We start from the raw sequence: 24,039 nt of genomic DNA on the forward strand, positions 1-24,039 counted from the left end.
ATAGAAAAAGGAAAATTTAAGGATAAAGGCGAGGTATGATTACCTGGCCTTTTTTGTTTAAGAGCCCTTTGGTATAAAAAATAGCCCCTTTGGTATAATATGTTAAATCTATTTTTTACGGAATTTTAGTTTTGTTTAAATGGATTACACAAACTTACTTCAGCAGGCAGATCTTTTTTTAGTGCAGAGTTACCGCGAGAACCACAATCCACAACTGTGTTTTCACACGATTGATAGGGTTCGTGATATTGTAAATGCGGTAGTTATCCTGAGTGAAAAGTATAGCTTGACGGTCGAAGATAAATTCGTCGTAAATTGTGCCGCTTATTTTCAGGATATAGGTTATCTATTTGAAGGGGTAAAAGGAACCCGTCAGAGGAGCGTATCTGCAGCAAGGTGTTTTTTACAGGAACATTTGGTTGGAGAGTCCGTAATCAAAAAAGTTGAAATGTGCATTTTTGCAACAAGGCCCTCGAAAAAGCCAGAAAATCTGCTGGAGGAAATAGTTGTGGATGCGGTCTCATTTCATTTGGGGAGTAAAAGTTTTGTTGACCTTAATCAAAGGATGTATCTGGAAGTAAATTATAGAAAAAATCAGGTGGTCGATGAACGTATCTGGTGTGCACTGACCCTTGCCTTCTTGCGAACCCACAGGTACTTTACGAAGGAAGCGCGAATATTGAAGGAAAGTATAAAGAAAAATAATATAGCCTATTTTGTGAAGTTGCAAATTACAGGAAAACAGTTATTGGTCTAATGTAATGGTGTGTTTTATGGTAAAAATGATAAAGATAGATCGATTAAAGTTGAAGCATTGTACACTAGTTTGTTTTTTGATCGTGGGATTGTTCGGTTTCAAGACCGCATGTTACGGACAAATGGGGTTTGGACTTCGGGTTGGTGGTAATATTTCGCGTGCAAGTGGGAATGCATTTGGCGCCAATAGAATGGGATATCAATTGGGGGGAGATTTGATATTTGGGCTTAATAGCAAAATGGATATTCAAGTTGAACCTAGTTATAATTTAACCAGAATACGTGTTAATGACAACACAGCCTCCCTTCCTGGAGGTTTGTCTAAAGGGACCCGTTCGCTGAAATATCTCAACACTCCGGTGTACCTTAAAGTTAATTTTACAAGAAAATTTTCCATCCTGGGCGGTCTAGACCTTAATATGTTGCTCAATGACGACGCTTATAAGCTCAATGATGGAACACCAGCATTCAACAGTCGTACACGGATAGGTTACGCATTAGGGATAGACCTTGGCGCGCTGTATTTTAGATACCGACAGTTCAAAAAGAATAATAAAATTGTAGACAACTGGGATGCGCATATTGACCAGTATCAACTGGGATTTAAAGTGCGTTTGTTTTAAGCGAATAGATCCACTGGTAGGTAACCTTTACAGACTTTCCTGTGCTGTAAGCTGAGCCGCTCTGATTTTGCTACATCAGGCGGCTTTAACTTTTTTATTGATTAACCATTTGTTGTGAAGATGTTTATTGCTGGATATCAAGGATATTTCAATATCTTGTGTAGACAAACCAATAGTTCCTTCCGCTAAATTCGGGACGGCAATAAATTATAAACGAATGGATAGAAGAAGTTTTTTTAAGAAAGCCAGTTTAGTTGGCCTGGGCGTATTGGTCAGCAAATTTCCTGTATGGTCAAATACCGTATTTGCCTGGGATAAACCTGTTCACAACATTCCAGAGGAAAAAAGTCTCAGCGAGCAATGGTTTGATTCGCTGTATGAAAAGGGTAAAAAAATTACTTATCGAAAAAGTAAAAATGAGCTTCGGTACATTGGAATGCCTGTGGGTGGTTTACATTCGGGTACGGTCTATATAGGAGGTGATGGTCGGCTATGGTTGTGGCAGATATTTAATACGGATTATGATGGTGAGCGTGAGGGGATAGAGCCCAAAAATGTACAATGGAACAATGGAAAAGAATTGGCACTGTGCGGCCGAGGGATGGATCTGCTTATATTGAGCCTGCTATAGCAGACAACCTGCGGACTATGGAACAGGGCTTTGCGATTTCGACCTTAGTCGATGGAAAGCAGGTTATCAAGGAGCTTAGGGAAAACCACTGGGATGAAGTTACATTTGAAGCAACATATCCAACATGTCGAATAACCTATAGCAGTATCGATTTTCCATTGGATGTGGTGTTGGTCGCCTATTCGCCATTTATTCCTTTAGATCAGGACAATTCTTCGTTGCCACTTACCACAATACATATCGAATTGCAGAACAAGGGCGGCGCGCCAGTCGATGTAACGGTTACGGGCTGGATGGAAAATGGTGTACATAAAGGGCGGAAAGATTTTGATACTGTAAACAAACGCTCTTTCCTCGCGGAACATGCCGATACTCAAGTGTTGCTTTTTAGTTGCGATCAGGTTCCTACTCAAGCCATGGAAGCTGGCGACCATGGATCAATGGCTTTTACCTGTATTGATATCGAAGCGCAACCCACGACGAGGTTACAGGAATGGCCTGTAAAACCGCAGGAGGTAAAGGCGGATAGGGTGGATTCGACCGTCGATTTTTCGGATTTGCAAGTAGGTGCCTTTACGGTAAAACGGACAATAAAAGCGAAGGCGACAAGCCAAATTTCTTATGCAATATCTTGGTATTTTAACAATCCACACCCTAAACTGAAACTTCACCTCAAGGATGCGCAATCAGGTTATTGGTATGGTGCCAGGTTTAATAATGCGGCCGAAGTAATCAATTATTATTTGAACAATCGTGAAAAACTCGAGAGCGAAACCATGGCATGGCAGCAAACCTGGAATGATACAACACTGCCTTACTGGTTTATGGACCGCACTTTTGTCAATATAGGCACACTGGCCACAGCAAACACCATGCGTTTTGCTTCGGGAAGATTTTGGGGCTGGGAAGGAGTAGGGGCATGTGCCGGTACCTGTACGCACGTTTGGCAATATGGGCAATCCATGGGCAGGATATTTCCGGATCTTGAACGTAATTTACGTGAAGTGACGGATTTAGGTGTTGGCTTTCAGTCTGATACCGGTGCCATCATCTTTCGTGCTGAATATGAAAAAAGACCAGCTATTGATGGGCAGGCTGGTGTTATTCTACGCTTCTATCGCGATCATCAGATGAGCAGCGATAGCGAATTCCTTAAGCGAAACTGGCCTAAACTTAAGAAGGCAGTTCAATTTGTTCTTGATCAGGATAAAAACAAGGATGGTATGACCGATACGCCAATGGAAAATACACTCGATGCGGTCTGGGAAGGTGAAATTGCCTGGATTGTCGGGTTATGTCTCGCAGCAATACAGGCTGCTGCATTGATGGCGAAGGAAGTAGGTGATAAAACCTTTCAAAAATCGTGTTTGGAATACGTTAGGAAGGGATCTGAAAATATGGATAGCAAACTCTTTAATGGAGAGTATTATATTCATCGTCCCGATATGCTGCAGGGGCGAAAGATGCTAGGCTCTTATAATACCTGTCATATTGACCAGGTTTATGGTCAGGCCTGGTGCAGACAAGTGGACATGCCGGGGGTCAATCGTCAGGAGAATGTTGTGTCTGCATTGAAAGCACTCTGGAAATATAACTTTACTATGGATGTTGGTCCCTATATAAAAACACATCTTGGCGGAAGGCCTTATGCCTTGGCTGGGGAGGGGGGCATGGTTATGAACACTAATCCAAAGAATGAAGACAAGGCTTATGGGGACAATACTACCTGGCAATTAGGTTATTTCCATGAATGCATGAGTGGCTTTGAACATCAGGTCGCAGCACATATGATGGCTGAAGGCATGGTTGACGAAAGTTTAACATTGACAAGGGTGATCCACGATCGCCATCATGCTGCCAAGAGAAATCCTTTTAATGAGATTGAATGCAGCGATCATTATGCACGTGCCATGGCAAGTTATGGAACCTTTATCAGCGCCTGCGGTTTTAGTTATCATGGGCCGAAAGGGCAGATTGGATTTGCCCCTAAGTTAGGAAAAGCAGATTTCAAGGCGCCTTTCACAACAGCAAAAGGATGGGGGACATATGCCCAGAAGCGAAAAACTAAAGGGGTATGTCAGTGTACACTGACCTTGAAATATGGTCAATTGATGCTCAATGAATTTCATCTAGGTGATGCGGATGACCTATCGCTCAATAAAAAACAACTCATTGTAAAGCAAAATGAAAGGTCGATTGAACTGGTTGAGCTGAAACGCACCGATGGGCGTCTGATCCTTAGTTTTAAGAAGCAAGTCATGCTAAAAAATGGAGATACACTAACAATACAATGGCTATGAAAAAATGGATAAATAATTTGCTTCTTTTCATGATGTTTGCTGTGATGGTCGCTTGTGAATCATCGCCACGTCATTTGGGTGATCCGCCGTTAAAACCAGACTGGAAGGATTTATTTTCGCAGCAATTACCTTTGTTAGGTCACCGCAATTGGATATTGATTGTTGATAAGGCCTATCCCGCTCCTGCTACCAAAAATATGCTGATTATTAATACGGGAAGAAAGATGCCTGAGGTATTGGATACCGCATTGCGACTACTCGATAAGCAAACACATATAAGACCTGTTTTTTACCAAGATAAGGAGCTTGGATACTTAGATGAAACCATCGCGCCAGGCTTAAAAGCATATCAGGAGAGTCTAAAGAAATTACTTCCGAACATAAAATTAACCCCGCTGATGCACGAAGAAGTATTTGCGAAAATGGATAAAGCAGCACAGCTTTTTGGTGTTGTCGTACTGAAGACCGAGTCAACTCTACCCTACAGTTCCTTGTTTATAGAACTGGACTGCAAGTATTGGGATGCTGATCGTGAACGTATCTTAAGGCAACGTCTTGCTGATCAGGTGAAATGAAACTTATCTTAATCATTGATAAGTGTTAAGGGCATTTGGAAGACTTTTGGTTTAGTGCGCACAATAATAAAGCAACAATGTTGCATTTAATTGTTGTTGTTTTTACATTTGTGAAAACGAAATTACTATGAGCAGCATTTCCCAAAAAACTAAATTGCCTGTCACCGTTTTAAGTGGATTTTTAGGCGCAGGAAAAACAACACTATTGAATCATATTTTACACAATAAGGAGGGTAAGAAAGTGGCCGTCATTGTCAATGATATGAGCGAAGTGAACGTCGATGCACAGGCTGTTGAGCGCGAAAATGTACTTTCACGAACGGAAGAAAAATTAGTAGAGATGAGCAACGGATGTATTTGTTGTACATTAAGAGAGGATTTGATGGTGGAGGTGGAGCGACTAGCGAAAGAAAACCGTTTTGATTATCTTCTTATCGAAAGCACTGGTATTTCGGAGCCTATCCCTGTTGCCCAAACATTCAGTTATGTTGGTAATGATAATGCGATTGACCTGTCTACATTCAGTTATATTGACACCATGGTAACAGTTGTGGACTGTTTCAACTTTGCCAAAGATTTTGGAAGCGCCGACACCTTATTAGATCGGAAATTGACGGACGACGATTATGATAATAGGGCGATCGTAAATCTGTTGACTGATCAGATCGAGTTTGCGAATGTTATCCTCCTGAATAAGGCCGATCTGGTATCTGAGGAAACTTTGGGTACCTTGGAGGCTGCAATTGGGCGGCTCAATCCAGGTGCAAAGCGTATCCGTACACAATTTGGACGCGTTGATCCCCGGGAAATTATGGGTACGGGCTCTTTTAATTTTGATGAAGCTTCATCTTCGGCAGGGTGGATCAGGGAACTTGAAAATGAACATACACCCGAAACAGCAGAGTACGGTATTTCATCTTTTGTTTTTCGATCGCAACGGCCCTTCCATCCACAACGACTGCACCGCTACCTCAACGAGCGCTACCCGCACAATATCATACGAGCCAAAGGTCTACTGTGGTTGGCCTCCCGCCCGCATTTGGCCATTAGCTTTAGTCAGGCAGGCGGTAGCGTAAGGTTGGAAAGTGCAGGCTCATGGTGGAGTAGCATGCCCGAAGAGCAGCGTTATCAGTATCCCAGTTATGCCGAAATCAGAGCTGAACTTCTTAAACGTTGGCATCCGGAGTGGGAAGATCGAAAAAATGAATTGGTATTTATAGGTCAGGATCTGGATAAAGAAAAATATCTGGCAGAGCTGGAAGAATGCCTGTTGACCGAAGAAGAAGGCTATGACTGGCGTTTTACCTGGTGGAAAGACGAATTTCCTAAAAATATTTAAAACTATTTGCGATCTGCATCGGTTAAAAAAGTAAGTAATGTAGGTTAGATATTGTATTTTTCGAAGGTCAGGGGTTGATTTCCTGGCCTTTTTTATGCTGATTTGTCAGATCTTACCCGGAAAACTATACTGAACCTTTATCAATCCGAACATCTAAAAAAACAAACTTTTTTTGTGTTATGGTTGTGTTAAGATAGAAAGTTAGCTACGATTAAAAACAGGCGTATGGGTTTGTCAAAATATCGCGAAAAGCGTTCCGCAGGAAAAACACCGGAACCCTTTGGAGGAAGATCAAGCGGAAAGGAGTTGCGTTTCGTCGTGCAGAAGCATGATGCTTCGCATCTGCATTATGATTTTCGGCTGGAAATGAACGGGGTGCTCAAAAGTTGGGCGGTTCCCAAGGGGCCATCTATGGACCCATCTATCAAACGCTTGGCCATGATGGTTGAAGATCATCCTTACGATTACCGGAATTTTGAAGGTATCATACCAAAAGGACAGTATGGTGGTGGCACAGTGATCGTGTGGGATGAAGGGAGCTATGAAGCTTTAGCTCCTGAGACAAATGATATTGTAAAAATGGATAAGAATCTTCGACATCAGCTTTATAGCGGAAAGCTCAAATTCAGATTGTTTGGAGAAAAATTGAAGGGAGAATTTGCTTTGGTAAAAGCATATGGAAGAGGGGGGAATGAATGGCTACTGATGAAGTTGGAAGATCAATATGCAACACGCAAGGATGTCATAGCAAAGGATAAATCCGTATTGTCGGGAAAGACGATAGCGGAAATGGAAAAATCGCCCGATAAAGTCTATGGACAGCCTGTTGTTAAAAAGAATAGCATATCAAAAAATAAAAGCAAAAAAAGTAGGAATGCTGCTGAAATAATCAGCAACCAGTTGGAAGAAGTGCCTAAAAAGAAAAAGGCTGAGACGCAGAAACAAGCGTATAATATCACCGACTTGCTAAAGAAATTACCGAAGCAGGTCTTTTATAATACGGTGCAGCCCATGCTGGCGACGCTGATCGACAAGCCTTTTGATGATCAAAACTGGGTATACGAGGTGAAATGGGACGGTTATCGTGCTTTGGCCTTTATGAAAAATGGCAAAATAGAACTAAAATCCAGAAATGACAAAAGCTTCAATGAAAAGTTTTATCCAGTATATGATACCCTGAAAAGCATCGCGATCAATGCCATACTCGATGGTGAGATCGTTGTATTGGAAAAAAATGGAACGGCCAATTTTGCGGCCCTACAAAACTGGAGAAGTGAGGCGGATGGCGATTTGGTATATTATGTATTTGATATCCTTTGGTACGATGGAAAAGATCTAAAAGGTCTTTCGCTATTGGAAAGAAAAGCGATTTTAAAGGAAGTAATGCCGCAAAACGATTTGATTTTATTGAGTGAACATTTCGATACATCGGGCGTTGGATTTTTGAATGAAGCCCAAAAACTCGGTCTTGAGGGTATTTTGGCCAAACGCAAGGAAAGCGTTTACCATATACATGAGCGTTCAGCTGACTGGTTGAAAATCAAGGCTAATAAGCGTCAGGAGGTTGTTATTGGCGGTTTTACAAAGAACGAAGGCTCCAGCAAACTGTTTAGTAGCCTATTGGTAGGCCTATATGAAGGTAAAAAGCTTATTTATACCGGAAAGGTCGGAACAGGATTCAGTGCAAAATTACAACAAGAGCTGATGGCGCAGTTCAAACCCTTGGTCACAAAAAATAGCCCGTTTGATGACGAACCCGATATCAACAAATCCTCACGATTTAGACCCCGCCCTCCTCATGCTGCTGTCACCTGGCTACATCCCAACCTGGTTTGCGAAGTGAGCGTTACAGAAATGACCGGTGACGGCGTTATGCGACATCCCTCATTTGTCGGCATGCGTAACGATAAAAATGCCAAAAAAGTGATTCTAGAAGAAGAGCAGGCCGTTAATGAGATTATCGGCAAACAATCAAAAGAGGGAGATGGGATGCGAAAGAATAGTAAGGAAGGCAGTTCGGATAAGAAAAACTATAAAACAATGCTAAACCCCAAAGACAAAACCCAGGTTCAGAAGGTAAATGGACATGAGTTAAAATTTACCAACCTCGATAAACTATTTTGGCCTGACGAAAAAATCACCAAGCGCGATTTAATTAATTACTATGAGCAGGCTGCACCTTTTATTTTACCATACCTTAAAGATCGACCACAAAGTATGAATCGATACCCAAATGGTATCAAAGAAGAAGGGTTCTATTTCAAGGATGTTACCGATACAGCACCGGAATGGGCAGAAACCTATCTTTACCAAAGTGAGGCCGATGGCCGTGATCGGCATTATCTGGTCGGAAAAGACGAGGCTACATTGTTATATATGGCTAATCTTGGCTGTATCGAAATGAATCCCTGGAGTAGTACCGTCAGAAAACCGGATAATCCGACCTTTTGTATCATTGATCTGGATCCGGATAAAAATACATTTGATCAGGTTATTGAAACCGCCCAGCTCACCAAACAACTTTTAGATGATATGGGGGTACCTTCGTATTGTAAAACAAGTGGTTCCACGGGACTTCACATATATATACCATTAGGAAATAAATATAATTACGATCAGTCCAAGGAGTTTGCGCATATTATTGTCACCCTGATTCATGCGGAGCTACCCAACTATACCAGCTTAGAGCGAACTGTTCGTGCTCGGAAAGGTAAAATGTATCTTGATTTTCTTCAAAATAGACCACATGCTACCATTGCTGCAGCATATTCAGTACGTCCCAAGCCTGGAGCGACAGTGTCCATGCCATTACATTGGGATGAAGTTAAAAAAGGGTTGAAAATTAGTGATTTCACCTTGTTTAATGCGATTGAAAGAATACATGAGCTGGGTGATATCTTTAAACCTGTATTGGGGAAAGGGATCGATCTGAAAAAAGTAATTGATACACTCTCAAAAAAATAGTATTGATATAACCTGAATATAGAAACTCATTGACCGATCTATTCGGTGAAATATAAGTAACGAGATTGTAAGAATAATCATTAGCTATTTAGAATAGTTTTAAATAGATGACTTTGGATGTATATTTGGAATGCAGAAAAGGTATACCTTTTAACTGCATACTGATTTTATATTGAACGATTATTGTTAGCTAGATGAATAAAGTAGAACTGTTTGAAAATGAGCGCGCAAGTGGCTATGACCAATTTGTTGAGAGCTGGATTCCTAATTACCATTATTTTTTAGATCAGCTGCCAAAGCTCCTCCGAGAAACTGAAAATAAGGATTTATTGGTGGTAGGATGTGGCACAGGAAATGAAATAGAACGTTTTGTTGACACAGCAGAATCTTGGACAATAACCGGGGTAGATCCGTCGCCTGAGATGATTAGTCAGGCCCTGGAAAAATTTGAAGCGGACGAGAATGTTCATCTTGTCGAAGGTGTGGTAAGTGATTTGGACGAAGAGAAACAATATGGTGCTGCGACGCTTTTGCTTGTATTACACTTTTTAGAAGACAATGGCGAAAAATTAGTTCTGCTCCAAGATATTTCTAAGAGAATGATGTCGCAAGCACCCTTGTTATTATTAGATATTACGGGCAATAAGGAGCAGATTCAACAAAACTTGCAGTTGTTGAGACTTCTTCTGCCCAAGGGGATAGATGAAATACAGGTCGCTCAAAGATTGCGAAGAATCGAGCATGAATTGTTGCATGTCTCGGAAGAACGATTAGCCGAGCTCTGTGAGGAAGCCGGATTTGAACCTCCTGTTCGATTCTTTCAATCATCGATTTATATGGGGTGGATAACCCGAAAAAAAGATATTATTTCCTTTTCTTAGCAAAGGGATTGAAGGAAAGCCCTGCATTAATATAAAACGAAGGATCGGGACTTGCTTCCCATACATAATCGCGCTGGGTTTTGTTTTTTTCAAATACGCGTGCACGAGGTATGGTTTTTAGTCCTGATTTAAGGGTAGCAATAAAAGATCGGCCTAGGTTATGTTCATAAGTCAGACCCGAATTGATCTCCATCTGACTGAAGGTATATACTTTTTCAGCGCCCTGAAAGTTATAGAGGTAGAAGATCGTACTATTTAAATCGGAACCTATTGAAACGCGGCCATTCCGTAAGACCTCTTTTCGAAGGTAGGCTCCTTTAGGTAAGATGACATCAAGTATCATCCCATTGGCAAATTGTTGCTTGTAGGCAAAGGTTGGGAAAACCGGAATAATTGCTGCCGGATCTATAAAGCCGATGAGGCCCACCGCCATTTGAATCTCCCGCGTAGCTTTTAGTACCACAGTAGCAGATAATATCCCATTAATGCGTTCTATTGCTTTTTCACTTCCATTGGCAGCAACCGTTGCGGTATAAAATGCTACTTTGCCCCATAAACGTGAATAACGGGTAAGATAAAGTGATTCGTAATGATAATGATATTGATGGGTTGACTGTATGGTGGATTGTGCGATGGGGTCTAGACGATTGGAGTTGACAGAAGTGAACTGATAGCCAATATTGGTACCCAAGTTCCAGGTTCTGCTCTTTAAAAAATTAATGTTGATACTACCTCCGGCTTGGTACATCGATTCTACTTTTGTTTTAGGTAAATCCTGACCTTGGAGTTTTGATGAATAACTGTATCCTGTATTGGATTCATAGGTCAAATTGAGGACCCGTGTTATGGGAAATTTGTCAGTAACAACAGCCCTCACTTTTTGCTGTACGCTATCTTTAGTCTGTGCGATTGAAGTGGATATACGAAACAATAGTACTGACACTAAAAGTATTTTTTGCATAAATGTATGATTAAAATCATTGTAAGGATAGCCGAAATTTGTAGGTGGTATTTTTTTTTTAGACCAACAGGTCTTGTTTTTATACAAAAGTCCAATTTAGGGGAACAGTGAAAAGGAACGTTAAAAATCATCTCCCAGTTTTGGTATAAAAAAAACAGGTCTTCGTATAAGAGATCGGATTCTTGCCAAGAAAAGCTTTATTTTTGTTATTTAGGTTAAAATCATTCTAATGCATGCAAGACTTCAATAATAGCATTGTTTTAAGGTATTTTACAGAAAATAAATTCAGGCCACTGCGACACGTGGTTTTTCTGATCGGTTTACTGTTGCTCTTTGCAAATGCAAATTCGAGTTCTCATTTTCAAGGGAGTTATCGGTTTTATTTTTCTATTATCCTATGGTTTGTATTCGTCTGCATGTTTTACGCCAATATGTATGTACTGATCCCAAAGTTTTTCTTTAAGGCCAAATATGAGTTATATGTCTTAGCATTGATACTGCTGGTAACGGCCAGTTTGCTGGCAGTCATGTACATTGCAAATTACATCTATTCCATTCATATTCCCGCTATAAAAAAACCGGAGTCGGACTCTATGGGGCTAATCGCCGCATTATTTATCTGTATTCCGATTATTCTAACCACCACGACATTTAAGCTTTTTAAACGTTGGTTGGAAGACAATAAGCGTATTTCTGAACTGAAAAACCTGGCTTTGACCACAGAGCTTGTTTCCTTAAAAAATCAGATTCAGCCACATTTTTTATTCAACATGCTGAACAACGTTAAAGCTTTAATTCGAAAAGATCCGAATATGGCTACCGAGGTCATCATGAAGTTATCAGATTTTCTAAGATATCAGCTGTATGAAAATAACGATGATAAGACACTTCTGAAGTCCGAAATCAATTTTATAAGCAATTTCCTGAAATTGGAGGAAATACGCCGCGATAACCTAAAAACATGTATATCTTGCCCAATAGAATTGGAAAAAAAGGGTGTATTTCTACCGCCGCATCTATTTACGGCCTTTGTTGAAAACGCGATTAAACATAGTCTCAGCGCCGGTGATGCTGATACTTTCATCACAATCCATTTTTCTGAGACGGATCAGCAGCTTTGTTTTGAATGTGAAAATTCGAAAGATCCCGACAACTCATTCGTCCGAAGCAAATATAGCGGACTGGGATTGGCTAATGCCAAAAGACGACTGGATCTGCTGTATAGAAATGATTATGAACTGTCGGTGTTAATAACTGAGACATTATATAGCGTTAAACTTACTATTCCCTTATGAATTGCATTATTGTAGACGACGAACCCCTGGCTAGGGAGGAAATGAAAAATTTAATCGAAGAAATTTCGTCTATTCAGATAGTCGGTACATTTTCCAATGCGATATCGGCATTGGAATGTATTAAGACAAACCCGGTGGACTTACTTTTTTTGGATATCGAGATGCCGACAGTCAATGGACTCGATTTTGCACAGTCTCTTCCCAATGACAAGCTGGTTATCCTGACGACTGCCTATGCGCAATATGCACTGAAAAGTTACGAATTGGATGCAATAGATTATCTGTTGAAGCCGATCAATAAAGACCGTTTGGCAAAAGCGATCGATAAAGCAATAGCCTATAAAAAATTACTAGCGTTAAAAGAAAACCAAAGTACGGTTGAGAAGGCCAGTGAGGATGCACTTTTTATTAAATCGGATAGGAAATACTATAAAATTGCATTTACCGATATTCGCTTTATAGAAGCACTCAAGGATTATGTGGTTATCTATACCCGGAACAATAAACTGATTACTGCAATGAATTTGAAGACAATTCACCAGAAACTTCCAATGAGCCTGTTTGCGCGTACCAGCAAATCCTATCTGATTAATTTATCGTTTATTGATTCTTTTGATAACCATACTGTTTACATCGATAAGTTTGAAATCCCGATTGGTGAGATCTATCGAGAATCTTTCTTTAAACAATATACAGGAGGGCTACTTTGATCGAATAGTTATCCTAGGCAACCACAAAGCGATCCAGAAAATCGACTTGGATACCATAACTACGTAGGAAATTTGTCAGATAGTCGACACAACACTCTTCTGTTTCGAACCGGAAAATAGCATCCTCATCATCAATATCAACCGTGGCATCTTGTACTTGTGGAAGATGGGTCTTGACCAATTGCATCAAAAAAATTTTCTTGTCTTTGGTCTTCACTGAACTTTTAAAAATCATCACTTGCCTAACTTTCATCGCTACTAATTTATTTGCGTTCAAAATCATTTGATTCCCCAATCACCTGAGGTATCCTTACAAATTTATGTTCCTGGTGACACCGGGAAATCGATATTATACGAAAGCATTTAATTTTTATACAAAACAAGATTGAGCAGGCAGTGTACGCATGATGTACATCAAAAATAAATACCAGCGGCTATCAATTCTAAATTTCTACAGAAAGGGGAGGCATCTTTGTCAGGTGTTACAGTTAAGTAGCTTTTTAGTTTTTGAAATATGATTGCAAATTTAGTTATCCTATTTTTAAGCACGATAGTCGCTTTTTGGATCAGCGCTATCTGTGGAGGAGGGGCAAGTCTTATCCTTATACCTCTCTTGAATTTTATGTTACCTTCATCGGTCATTCCTTTCTCGTTGACTATCGGTACATTTACAAGTTCAGTCTCAAGAATAGTCGTTTTTAAACGGCATATCAACTGGAAAATCTTTTTATGGTTTGTACCGTTTTCCATTCCAGCTGTACTATTGGGGGGATATCTGATTAAATATATCGAACCCTCTTATTTGCAGTTGATTGTCGCGTTTTTCCTTATTGGAAATATCCCCCAATTATTTGGATCAAAAAATGCGGATTTGCCATCGGAAAATAAGTATTCGAAATCTTTTTTGGCAATTATTGGTTTTCTTTCCGGCTTTATTTCGGGAATTACAGGTGCGATTGGGCTGCTGTTCAACCGGTTCTATCTGAGAATGGGCCTTTCCAAAGAAGAGATTATAGCCACCCGTGCCGCAAATGAAGTGTTTTTACATCTCGTAAAGCTTATTATTTATATTATTTTAGGTTTGTATTCTAAGGCAGCCTTGGGACTGGGCTTGGCTATTGCCATAGCAACAATAGTCTCTTCAGTGACAGTCAAATTTATATTGCCCTATGTCAGTGATCAGCTCTTTAAAAAAATCGGTTATGGCGCTATGGTGGTTTCGGGAGCAGTATTGCTGGTTGGTAGTTCGCGTAAGATTGTCGATCAGGATAGTTTGCTGATTAGCTTCGCTCATTCGCCAAATAAAACCGAGCTTACTTTGAACTGGAGAGAAACAAATCTTGTCTTGGAATATAGTAAAGCTCACGGTCTGGAATTCGAGCGATCTATTCACTGGACTGGTCTGCCGCTTCAGCTCCGGCAAAAATACTTTACCCTCAGCAAAAACCATAGTAGTATCCATATCGAAAAGGTTATGCAGTTTAGCAAAGGAGCCAGCTATGAATTTTACGCCCATAAAGAAGGTGTATTGACACGATTAGATTAGTGTTTTTTTACGAGCAACATGTTTGTTTTTAACCCTAATCCTCCATTATAATTAATACTAATTCTTTATTAAAATATATAATCTACCAATTTAGTAGTTTATTGAAAAATATTCCTATATTTGAGCCGTAGAAATATTTAGTAGGAAGGATATGGCATTGGAATATTTAGCACAACAGGCACACGAACAACATTTAGATCAGGCTTTTTCGCGTAAAGAACAAATGATGATGCGTGCGTTATGTAGGCTTAAAATGTCTGATCGTGTTTTATATATCGGTGCTCATCCGGACGACGAGAACAATAAATTGTTGACCTTTTTGGCTCAACACCAGTTGGTCGATACGGCCTATCTTTCTGTGACGCGTGGTGAGGGTGGACAGAATTTTATAGGCACAGAAAAGGGACTGGATCTGGGTGTACTTCGGGTGCAGGAATCACTTGCGGCTCGTGCAATTGAGGGAACAAAACAGTTCTTTACACGTGCTAAGGATTTTGGATTTGCAAAATCTGTCGATGAAACGCTGGCACGATGGGATGAAAATGGTGTACTTGCCGATATGGTTTGGACCATCCGTTATTTTCGCCCTACTGTAATTGTAACACGTTTTTCACCGGATGTCCCGGACTCACATGGACATCATCAGGCCTCAGCAATTCTAGCGGCAAAGGCTTTTGATCTGGCCGCTGATCCATCAGCTTATATAGAACAGCTATCCGAATTGGAGCCTTGGCAGGCTCGGCAGCTGTTGTGGAATGTGTATCAGGACAGTGGTGTTAAGGATATCGGTGGAGAAGTAAGGCCTTTGCCAGCGTATTTTTCGCTGCATATTCCAGTGAGACACGGCTCTTTGGACTTTCATTATGGTGAGATTGCTGCAGAAAGCCGTAATAGACATCGCTCTCAGGCCATGGGAAGTCTGGTTCGGCATCAGCCTAGCACCGAATATTTTGAATTATTAAAAGGTACACCGATCAGTTCGGAGAAACAGCAGGCTATTTTTAAACAATATACTGCTCAAGATTCTTATTCACTCGTATTTAATCGCTTGGTGGACGACCTCATTGCAAAATGTGAGTCAGATACAGCAGAACTTGTCTTGGAGCTTGGAACGATTTTATTTTGGATGAGGATTGTTCCCGAGGGTCATGTTATCCATGAAAAACGAGCTGAGGTAGAGCGTCTTCTGCTCGACTTTGCTGGTGTATCTTTGGAAGTACAGGCTATTGAGGAACTTTGGGTACCAGGAACCGAGGTTAATATGATCCTGAACGCGCATATCCCATCGGAATCCAATCTACAGCTGACCACAGTGAAAGTTCCATTTATTCGTAACGGAGAGCAAAAAGACTTTACTTTGTCACCTTCGAAGACGATCCATTTAAATGGTCAGCTTCTGGATACGATTTTACCTTCTTTTCCAACTTGGCTTAGTGCTGAGGGCGATGCACATAACTATGCGCCCGCGTCGCCTGCTGATGTTGTATTGACACAATTTGGAACTGAATTGTCTGTTCATTTGGAACTGCAGTTTGCCGGCTTACCGATCGCGGTTAAGTTACCTGTGAAACATGCTGGTAGTCCTGTTGCGGTGGCCCCCCCGTTGACAGCAACTTTTGATTCGGATATCGTGGTGCTCTCTAATGCGACTAGACGTTTAATTGCTTTAGAGCTACAATCTAATGTCTCCGAATCCTTATCTATAAAGGTTAAGCTTACGCTACCGGATGGGCTCGATGTATTTCCGAAAGAAATTGAGCTCAATATAGCGGGTAATGCAACCGAGAAGCTTAGCTTTGAGTTGAGGTCGCCTGCGCAGCAGGAATATATTCAAGAGATCGGCTTTGAGATTGAGACGGCTACAGGGCGGTATCCGTTCACATCCAGAAGTATTGTTTATCCACACGTTAATCAAGTAACTTACTTTCCCAAGGGCATATTGCGGGTGCTAAACTTACCCGTGAATATTACAGCCCAGAAAGTTGCTTATATTTCGGGGATGAACGATGAGCTTGCAGGGAGCTTACGCCAACTTGTTGGTCATTTGGAGATTATTCCATTTGAGTCAATTGGGGGAATTGATCTCTCAGGCTTTGATGCAGTGGTTTTGGGAATACGAATATACAATAGCCATCCCCTAATTACGGGATTTCATCAGCTTTTTCGTGACTATGTTGAACAGGGAGGTGTATTGATAGGGCAGTATAATACGCCGTATGATTTGCATTTGACGGAGGTTGGGGCTTATCCTTTAGCGGTTTCCCCGGAAAGAATTACAGATACGGAAAGCCATATATCATTTTTGAACCCTTCCCATCGCATATTGAACTACCCTAATGTAATCGGACAGCATGATTTTCAAAATTGGGTACAGGACCGGGCACTTTTTTTACCTCAAAAATGGGCATCGGATTTTGAACCGATACTGCGTGGGCAAAATGGAGATAATCGTACGGAAGATGGGTTATTGCTGCTGCACAAAAAAGGAAAAGGTTATTATATCTATAACAGCCTGTCGCTCTTTCGACAACTGCCAGCAGGAGTAGCAGGGGCATATCGTCTTTTTGCGAATATGTTATCCCTAGCTTCGCGTTAGACCAGAATCTTGTCGGATAAAAAAATCCCCAGTGCCTATTGACTGCACTGGGGATGGTATCACTGCTATTTTATGTCGATTTTTTTTAATCCTTTTTATGGAAAAAAGACGCTTTGGGAATATCGATCACTTTTGAATCATTGACATTGTATTGAAGTTTTAAAGTGAAACCTCCTCCAGCTTCAAGGAAATCTACAGCAATTGGGTGGTAGCCTGTTTCTAGCGCAATCTGTCCGCTTTTCATAATCGGTGCATGCTGCCCGTCATTATCAACGACAAGCTGATCATGGATCCGCAGGACACCACCATCATCACAAGTAAAATAGAAATTATAGATTCCTTTTTCTTTGACGTAGAGGTATCCTCTTATTTTTGCACCAAAAGAAGGCATTTTGATGGTATCGCTTAGCGCTACATTGTTAATCACTTCCTGACGCACTTCGGGACCCGAAATGGCAGAAGTATTGGTAAAAGTTCCATTGAAAAATGTTGCCGTAAGACCCGGAACCACCGTGCTTTCATCAACTTTTATACCCTTTTTCCAAGTATCATTTTTAAAATCAACCTGATAGAGCTCACTTTTCGCACCCGAAGGCGAGATTGTCGCAAAACGAATAGGGCCTTCTTTTTTAACGACAAGAGAGCCGTTCAGCACTGCGCTTTGCTTTGTTGGAAGACTACCATCGGTGGTATAATGTATTGGATTTTGGGGAAGTTCATTCGAGACTTTTAGTGTAGATTGTCCGTCGACAATTACCTGTGTTTCGGCGAAACCGTTGAGGTCTGGCATACGATACCGTAAACCCATTTTGTTCCAGAGTCCAAAGTGTGCAATCACTCGATTTCTATAGCTATCATACAGGGATTTGTTGGTCCATACGCGTTCCGATAAAGCACTTAAACGTGGGAGGATCATAAACTCTAACCGCGCGGTTGAGGGGATCATTTCTGTCCAGATATTGGCTTGTGCACCTTGGATCAAATGTGCTTTTTGGCTGGATATATCCGAAGGTACCACGCTCATATTGTACACGGCATCTAGGCTGCTGCTATTTGGAAGGTAATCAAAATAAAGCGGATTTGTAGGTGTCATAACGACCCTGTGACCACGGTTAACAGCTTCCATAGGTGCATTTTTTACCCAACCACGCCAGTACATGACCATCATGCTGGTATCGGAACTGCCGTCCAATATTTCATCCCAGCCGATACTCTGTTTATTTTTTGAACGGATAAAATTGTTCACTCTTTTGACGAAATAACCTTGCAGATCATGTAAGTTAGGTATTTGCTTTTCTTTCATAAAAGCCTGCGCAGCTGCTGATTTTGACCAGGAGTCTTTTTCTACCTCGTCGGCACCAATGTGAATATAATGTGATGGGAATAGCTCAATGATTTCGCTTAGTACATTCTCAACAAAAGTATAACTGCTTTCTTTCCAGGGGCTGATCGGTACAGAAAATTGTTTTCCCCAGCCCGCGGACTGACTGTCCAATAGGAGTTCGGGATAGGCCTTTGTAGCTACCATCATATGCCCTGGCATATCTATTTCCGGAATGATTTCTATTTGTCGGCTGCCCGCATAAGCTACAATGTCCCTGATATCCTGTTGTGTATAATAACCGCCATATTCTTCCTTTCCGTTTGTTGTGCGGATCAATTCCTTAGGCAGATTAAAGTCGGGATTTTCCTTGGCTTTCACAAAGCAGGCAGAATCCTGATTGTTATACGTCCGCCAAGCCCCTTGTTCGGTTAGTTTGGGGTATTTTTTGATTTCTATGCGCCAACCTTGATCGTCTGTCAGGTGCAGGTGAAATTTGTTAAACTTGTAGGTTGCAAGTAGATCGATAAATTTATAAATATAATCTTTTGGAAAAAAATGACGGGCTACATCGAGTTCGACACCTCGCCATTGGAAAGCTGGCTCGTCTTTGACCGTTACATAGGGGAGAGCAAGCTTAGCTGTTGTTCCTGAGAGTAAATATAATTGCTGGATTGTTTGTAATCCATAAAATGCACCCTTTTCAGATGCGGCGATGATCTGGATACCTTTTTGATCTATGATCAATTCATACCCCTCATTTGAGAGGCCTTGATTTTTAATCAATTGCAACGTAGCGCTGGCTTTCTTTACGTTTTTTTTGTTCAGTTTCCCGAATAGGGAATGGTCGATCCATCCCGATAATGATTTAGAAGATAGGGCTGGATCAATATAGTAACCCAATTCTTGACCCTTTAGCTGAAAATGGCCTGGCTTAGCCTCCAATTGCTGCGGAAATGGAATGAGTTGAGGAAGTGCATTTTTTTGTTGCGCAAAATTTAGTGTCGGCAGGTACAGGGCACAGGATAGGAGTAAGGTTGAGAAGATTTTATTCATGAACGTGTTTTTTGTGATTCACAAGTGTTATTAGATTTTGTTGCAATATACCAATATTTCAGGTATTGGTAGGTAATTTTAGTTGATCAATATTCCGTGAGATTATGCACGATATTCCTCTTGGTACTATTATAAATGTTTGTTTGACATTTATATATTTATTCTTATCTTTAACTTGAAAATAACCTTTATTTGAATGGGCCTATGTTGTGTTTATATCCTGAATATTTTCATTGTATAGTTGTTGTGGTGCTCAACAATTTTGCAAAAAGTTGCAAATGGATTGGGGCGAATGATAGTCGGCAAAGGATCCCATTCAAGAGAACAGGTTGGTGTTGTTAACTTATTTGGTGGTGGCGGAGCTATGAAAAATTTTCTCATTATTATTGTTTTTCTTTGGCAGTTGGCCTATGTTTATGGACAGCCCAACAATGCCCATTTTTTTTCCCTTCAAGATGGCTTAAGCAATCAGCAGGTACTGGATATCGTGCATGACGATGAAGGATTTATGTGGGTAGCCACAGAGCTGGGGCTGAACCGTTATGCGGGAAAGTCTTTTAAATCATATTATGCCGCCGATAAGCAGGACGGTCAATCGATCAATAGCAATGAAATTAATACGTTGCTGTATGCAGACAGGAAAGTGTATATCGGAACAAGGTCCAATGGGCTGAATGTGCTTGACCTAGGCACAAATAGATTCAGTTATTATACACATGATGCAGCTAATCCAAAATCCATAGCCACGAATGATATTACGGATATGATTGAAGGCAAGGATGGGAAATTGTGGTTAGCGACCTACCATCAAGGGGTGCAGCATTTTGATCCGGTAACGGGAGAATTTAGTCATTTCAATAAAAAGAATTTTCCGGGTCTTCCCGAAAATAGCATTTGGTCTCTGGCCGAAGATCAAAAAAGAATGCTTTACATCGGGCATGTTAACGAAGGTTTAACAATAATGGATCCCATTAGCCATTCTTTGAAAAGACTAACTAATCACAATACCTCCGGACAATTACCAGATAATGAAATTAAAGTTTTGTTTTGTGATCAAGCCGGCAATATGTGGATAGGGACCCGAAAGGGGCTGGCTGTGTATCATCCAGCTTCCGGTAAACTACAGCAGATTTCTTTGGCAGGATTGGCAAAAAATGGAAATGAACCTTTTGTATATGCGATTAAGGAAATTGGCCATACATTGTGGATAGGCGCCGAATCGTCGCAACTCTTTTTATTGCAGCCGAGCTATGGTTATGATAAGCGTATTGAAGCCGTACAGCATGTAGAGCGTTTTGATCTGGGGAAAGGCAATAATACGATGGTTCAGCATATTACTCCCGATCGGTTTGGAAACGTTTGGCTAGCGTTATATGGTGGTGGCTTGGGAGTTGTGAGTCATATAGCCCCCTTCTTTAGTTTCTTTCCATCAGACAATATGCTGCCGGATCGACTGGCAACAGTGAGCAATGTATTGGTGGGGGAAAATCGGACAATACGTTTGGCGACTGAAGGTTCAGGTCTGGTCGAAATGAATGCGGAAGGGCGTTTATTGAGACAGATTACCAAAAAGAATGGTGGGGCAGACGATTTCCTGCTAACAGCTTTTAAGGACCAGCATCAACATGTTTGGCTCGGATTACGTAAAGGTGGAATTGCCGTTCAATATGCTGGATCGTCCGTTTGGAAAACCATTGATTTAGGTGAGCCTGTGACGGAGGTACGCGCGATTTATGAGGACCATTTGGGACAGATCTGGTTTGCAGCACATCAAGGGGTATTTATATATGATGAAGGAAAGGGGCATGTCCAGAAGCTTTTGATCAACAAACCAATGCTTGGCGATTATGCGCCCCGAACGTTGATGGAAGATGGCCAACACAACATGTGGGTCGGAACTTATGGGCAAGGACTCTATGTTTACGATCCTCAGCATAAACTGCTTCGAAAAATGGACAAGGGTAATGGCTTGCAAAATAACACGATTAATCATTTGTTGCGGGATAGAAATAACAATATCTGGGTGGCTACAAATCAAGGACTGGCTGTACAGGAAGCGGGTAAGAAGATTGGTGATCTGTCTCTATTGATGCCTCCGGGAGGGAATGCATGGCTTTTTGTCAATGGACTCGCAGAAGATCAGACCGGAAATATTTGGTGTTCGACCAAATCGGGGATGTTACGCTATGTCCCGAAAGAAAGACGTTTTCTACAATATGACCAGTCTTTCGGTTTGCCTTTGGGAGGTTTTATCAATGCAAGTGTAGGAAAAGACAGTGAAGGTCGACTGTATTTTGGGATGCAGGAAGGAATGTGTTATTTCAACCCAGCCACAATCCCGTCCAATTTACCAACCTCGCCCCTAAGTATTAGCCGATTTATTGTTTTTCGATCCGGAGAGTCCGGTACGCAGGTCGATAAATATCCCTCGCCGACAAAGGCGATTGAACTCAATTATGATGAAAATAGCTTTCGTATCGAACTTGCTGTTATGGACTTTGCTCTAGACGGTTTGGTCGAGTTTGGCTATAAATTGCAAGGGCTTAATAATGACTGGATTTTTCTGGGAAACGAGACCAACCTCGATTTTCGTAATATACCCTACGGTGAACATGAGTTGCTGATTCGTACCCGGATGAAAAATGGGCAATGGTCGCAGGACTACCAGCATCTATTGATCAACATTGCGCCACCTTTTTATCTCAGTTTATCCGCCAAGATCGTGTATCTGCTCCTTGTGCTGCTAATTGGATATATTATCATTTCTTTCTATTTCAAAAAAATGAAAGCCGAATCCGAACTAAAACTGAAAGAGCGGCAACATGTGCAGGACGAACAGTTACATGCAGAGCGCCTAAATTTCTATACGCATATAACACACGAGCTACGGACACCTTTGACGTTGATTCTAGGCCCCCTTGACGACCTGTCCCAAGAGCAGCAGCTTACTGAAAAACATCGCGAACTGGTTCAGACAGTACAGAAAAGCGCTAATAGACTCTTCACATTGGTCAACCAGTTGTTGGAATTTAGGAAGGTAGAATCGCAGTTTAAACCCTTTGTGCCCGAAGCTGGGTCTTTGGGAGAAATGCTCGCAGATCTTGCCCATAAATATAAAACATTGAATCACAAACCTGGTCTTCGGGTGTTGTCTGAACTCCCTGTGAGGGATTCACGTACGCTATTTGATGCTGAAATCGTACAATTGATCGTCGATAATTTATTGTCGAATGCCTATAAATATACCGAGTCAGGTTATATTAAACTAAGCTTGCATTACGAAGAATCGGATTTGGACCATTGGGCGGTGTTGTCCGTAGAGGATACAGGAGTAGGTATTGACAAAGAAGATATCGGTAGGATTTTTGAAAAGTATTATCAGGTTGCGGGTACAGGTACTCAGGGTACGGGTATTGGTCTGGCTTTGGTGAAAGAACTTGTGGCGATCCATCATGGAAAGATTGATGTGAATAGTACATTTGGCCTTGGTACCACCTTTACAGTAAAATTGAAAACCGATCGATTACCTGTTGAGAATGGCGAGCAGCCTGTTTCTTCGCAACGTCCGCTAGTGCTATTGGTTGAGGATGATCTGGAACTTCGTGAATATCTGGGAAGTACCTTGCAAAGACAATATGACGTGGTGCTCGCCGAAAATGGAACTTTAGGCTATCAAATGGCGATGGCTAGGGTGCCCGACTTGGTGATCAGTGATATTATGATGCCCGATATGGATGGTTTTCAGCTTGTAAAGCAATTGAAACAGGAACGTAGTACAAGTCATATCCCACTGTTGCTATTGACAGCAAAAAATACCGATGCAGATCGGCAGAGAGGTTATGATCTGGGGATAGACTCCTACCTGATCAAACCAGTTACAGCAGCTTTACTTTTCAAACGTATTGACAATCTATTGAGCCGACAGAAACAGATCAATGAACTGATTTTGGAAAGTTTAAATTCAAAATCATCTTTTTCAACTACCAATATAGGACTAGAACAAAAGCCTACGGAGGAACTCTGGCGTGAAAATGAATTTGTTCAGGATTTTATGCAGATTGTCGAACAGCATATGCAGGATGAGGTATTGGATGCTGCTGCCCTCGCTGATCGCATGAATATGAGTCAGTCTACCCTTTATCGGAAATTGAAAGGCATCACAGGGAAAAATATCAATCAACTCGTACGTAAGATACGTATCCATAAGGCGGCAGATCTACTTCGGACCGGGAAGTATAACGTGACTGAAGTGTCATTTATGGTCGGAATCAATAGTGCGATTTATTTTCGGCAGTGCTTTAAAGAGGAGTTTGGCCAACTACCTTCCGAATATCAACGATCCGACAATAAAGCCCGCGTAGTGTATTAAAACAATCCACATCAGATAAGTATGCCCCTACTATTTCAACATAGATAGGGGCATAGTTTTTTCGCATAAAGCAGCCTTCTAATATACTTCGATCAAAACGAGATCTGTTTGAAAAA

General features: G+C 41.2%; 16 protein-coding genes. 13 read left to right on the forward strand and 3 right to left on the reverse strand.

Annotated features, from left to right (window positions below; translation table 11 throughout):
* The first annotated feature begins 139 nt into the window (after positions 1-139).
* From B4N43_RS11270 to B4N43_RS11305, 8 genes are all read left to right on the forward strand, one after another.
* Entirely contained in the window at positions 140-757 is a 618-nt protein-coding gene (locus tag B4N43_RS11270) for a hypothetical protein (protein WP_075993534.1), read from the forward strand.
* A gap of 25 nt (positions 758-782) precedes the next feature.
* Positions 783-1,379: an outer membrane beta-barrel protein gene (locus tag B4N43_RS11275; protein WP_286734707.1), complete on the forward strand. Its 597-nt coding sequence runs from the start codon at positions 783-785 to the stop codon at positions 1,377-1,379.
* A gap of 217 nt (positions 1,380-1,596) precedes the next feature.
* Positions 1,597-2,010, forward strand: coding sequence for a hypothetical protein (locus tag B4N43_RS11280; protein WP_182983930.1), 414 nt, complete (start codon positions 1,597-1,599; stop codon positions 2,008-2,010).
* Positions 1,941-4,310: a GH116 family glycosyl hydrolase gene (locus tag B4N43_RS11285; protein ID WP_286734709.1), complete on the forward strand. Its 2,370-nt coding sequence runs from the start codon at positions 1,941-1,943 to the stop codon at positions 4,308-4,310. Before B4N43_RS11280 ends, B4N43_RS11285 begins: the two co-directional genes overlap by 70 nt.
* On the forward strand, positions 4,307-4,885 hold the full coding sequence (locus B4N43_RS11290; protein ID WP_286734710.1) for an RbsD/FucU domain-containing protein: 579 nt from the start codon (positions 4,307-4,309) through the stop codon (positions 4,883-4,885). Before B4N43_RS11285 ends, B4N43_RS11290 begins: the two co-directional genes overlap by 4 nt.
* 127 nt (positions 4,886-5,012) lie before the next feature.
* Entirely contained in the window at positions 5,013-6,224 is a 1,212-nt protein-coding gene (locus B4N43_RS11295; protein WP_182983933.1) for a GTP-binding protein, read from the forward strand.
* 225 nt (positions 6,225-6,449) lie between these two features.
* The gene (gene ligD / locus B4N43_RS11300) at positions 6,450-9,188 is read left to right on the forward strand and encodes a DNA ligase D (RefSeq protein ID WP_182983934.1); all 2,739 of its coding nucleotides are present in this window, start codon (positions 6,450-6,452) and stop codon (positions 9,186-9,188) included.
* Positions 9,189-9,382: 194 nt separating this feature from the next.
* The gene (locus B4N43_RS11305; protein WP_120332463.1) at positions 9,383-10,069 is read left to right on the forward strand and encodes a class I SAM-dependent methyltransferase; all 687 of its coding nucleotides are present in this window, start codon (positions 9,383-9,385) and stop codon (positions 10,067-10,069) included.
* On the opposite strand, the gene B4N43_RS11310 is transcribed toward B4N43_RS11305, so the two are convergent.
* On the reverse strand, positions 10,053-11,030 hold the full coding sequence (locus tag B4N43_RS11310) for a hypothetical protein (RefSeq protein ID WP_286734713.1): 978 nt from the start codon (positions 11,028-11,030) through the stop codon (positions 10,053-10,055). The genes B4N43_RS11305 and B4N43_RS11310 overlap by 17 nt on opposite strands.
* A gap of 233 nt (positions 11,031-11,263) precedes the next feature.
* On the opposite strand from B4N43_RS11310, the gene B4N43_RS11315 reads away from it, so the two are divergent.
* Positions 11,264-12,325: a sensor histidine kinase gene (locus B4N43_RS11315; RefSeq protein WP_286734715.1), complete on the forward strand. Its 1,062-nt coding sequence runs from the start codon at positions 11,264-11,266 to the stop codon at positions 12,323-12,325.
* Positions 12,322-13,035: a LytR/AlgR family response regulator transcription factor gene (locus B4N43_RS11320; protein WP_286734717.1), complete on the forward strand. Its 714-nt coding sequence runs from the start codon at positions 12,322-12,324 to the stop codon at positions 13,033-13,035. Before B4N43_RS11315 ends, B4N43_RS11320 begins: the two co-directional genes overlap by 4 nt.
* Before the next feature lie 13 nt (positions 13,036-13,048).
* Here the strand turns inward: B4N43_RS11320 and B4N43_RS11325 are convergent, their stop codons facing one another.
* Positions 13,049-13,288, reverse strand: coding sequence for a hypothetical protein (locus tag B4N43_RS11325; protein ID WP_157626149.1), 240 nt, complete (start codon positions 13,286-13,288; stop codon positions 13,049-13,051).
* 261 nt (positions 13,289-13,549) lie between these two features.
* Here B4N43_RS11325 and B4N43_RS11330 point away from each other — a divergent pair, with 261 nt between their 5' ends.
* Both B4N43_RS11330 and B4N43_RS11335 read left to right on the forward strand, forming a co-directional pair.
* The gene (locus tag B4N43_RS11330) at positions 13,550-14,581 is read left to right on the forward strand and encodes a sulfite exporter TauE/SafE family protein (protein ID WP_075993526.1); all 1,032 of its coding nucleotides are present in this window, start codon (positions 13,550-13,552) and stop codon (positions 14,579-14,581) included.
* A 151-nt stretch (positions 14,582-14,732) separates the two neighbouring features.
* Positions 14,733-17,177, forward strand: coding sequence for a PIG-L family deacetylase (locus tag B4N43_RS11335; protein WP_286734719.1), 2,445 nt, complete (start codon positions 14,733-14,735; stop codon positions 17,175-17,177).
* Positions 17,178-17,262: 85 nt separating this feature from the next.
* On the opposite strand, the gene B4N43_RS11340 is transcribed toward B4N43_RS11335, so the two are convergent.
* Entirely contained in the window at positions 17,263-19,554 is a 2,292-nt protein-coding gene (locus tag B4N43_RS11340; protein WP_088162313.1) for a family 20 glycosylhydrolase, read from the reverse strand.
* A gap of 262 nt (positions 19,555-19,816) precedes the next feature.
* On the opposite strand from B4N43_RS11340, the gene B4N43_RS11345 reads away from it, so the two are divergent.
* The gene (locus tag B4N43_RS11345) at positions 19,817-23,923 is read left to right on the forward strand and encodes a hybrid sensor histidine kinase/response regulator transcription factor (RefSeq protein WP_157626147.1); all 4,107 of its coding nucleotides are present in this window, start codon (positions 19,817-19,819) and stop codon (positions 23,921-23,923) included.
* Positions 23,924-24,039 lie beyond the last annotated feature (116 nt).

It is taken from the genome of Sphingobacterium sp. UBA1897, assembly GCF_002337775.1.
GTDB lineage: Bacteria > Bacteroidota > Bacteroidia > Sphingobacteriales > Sphingobacteriaceae > Sphingobacterium > Sphingobacterium siyangense.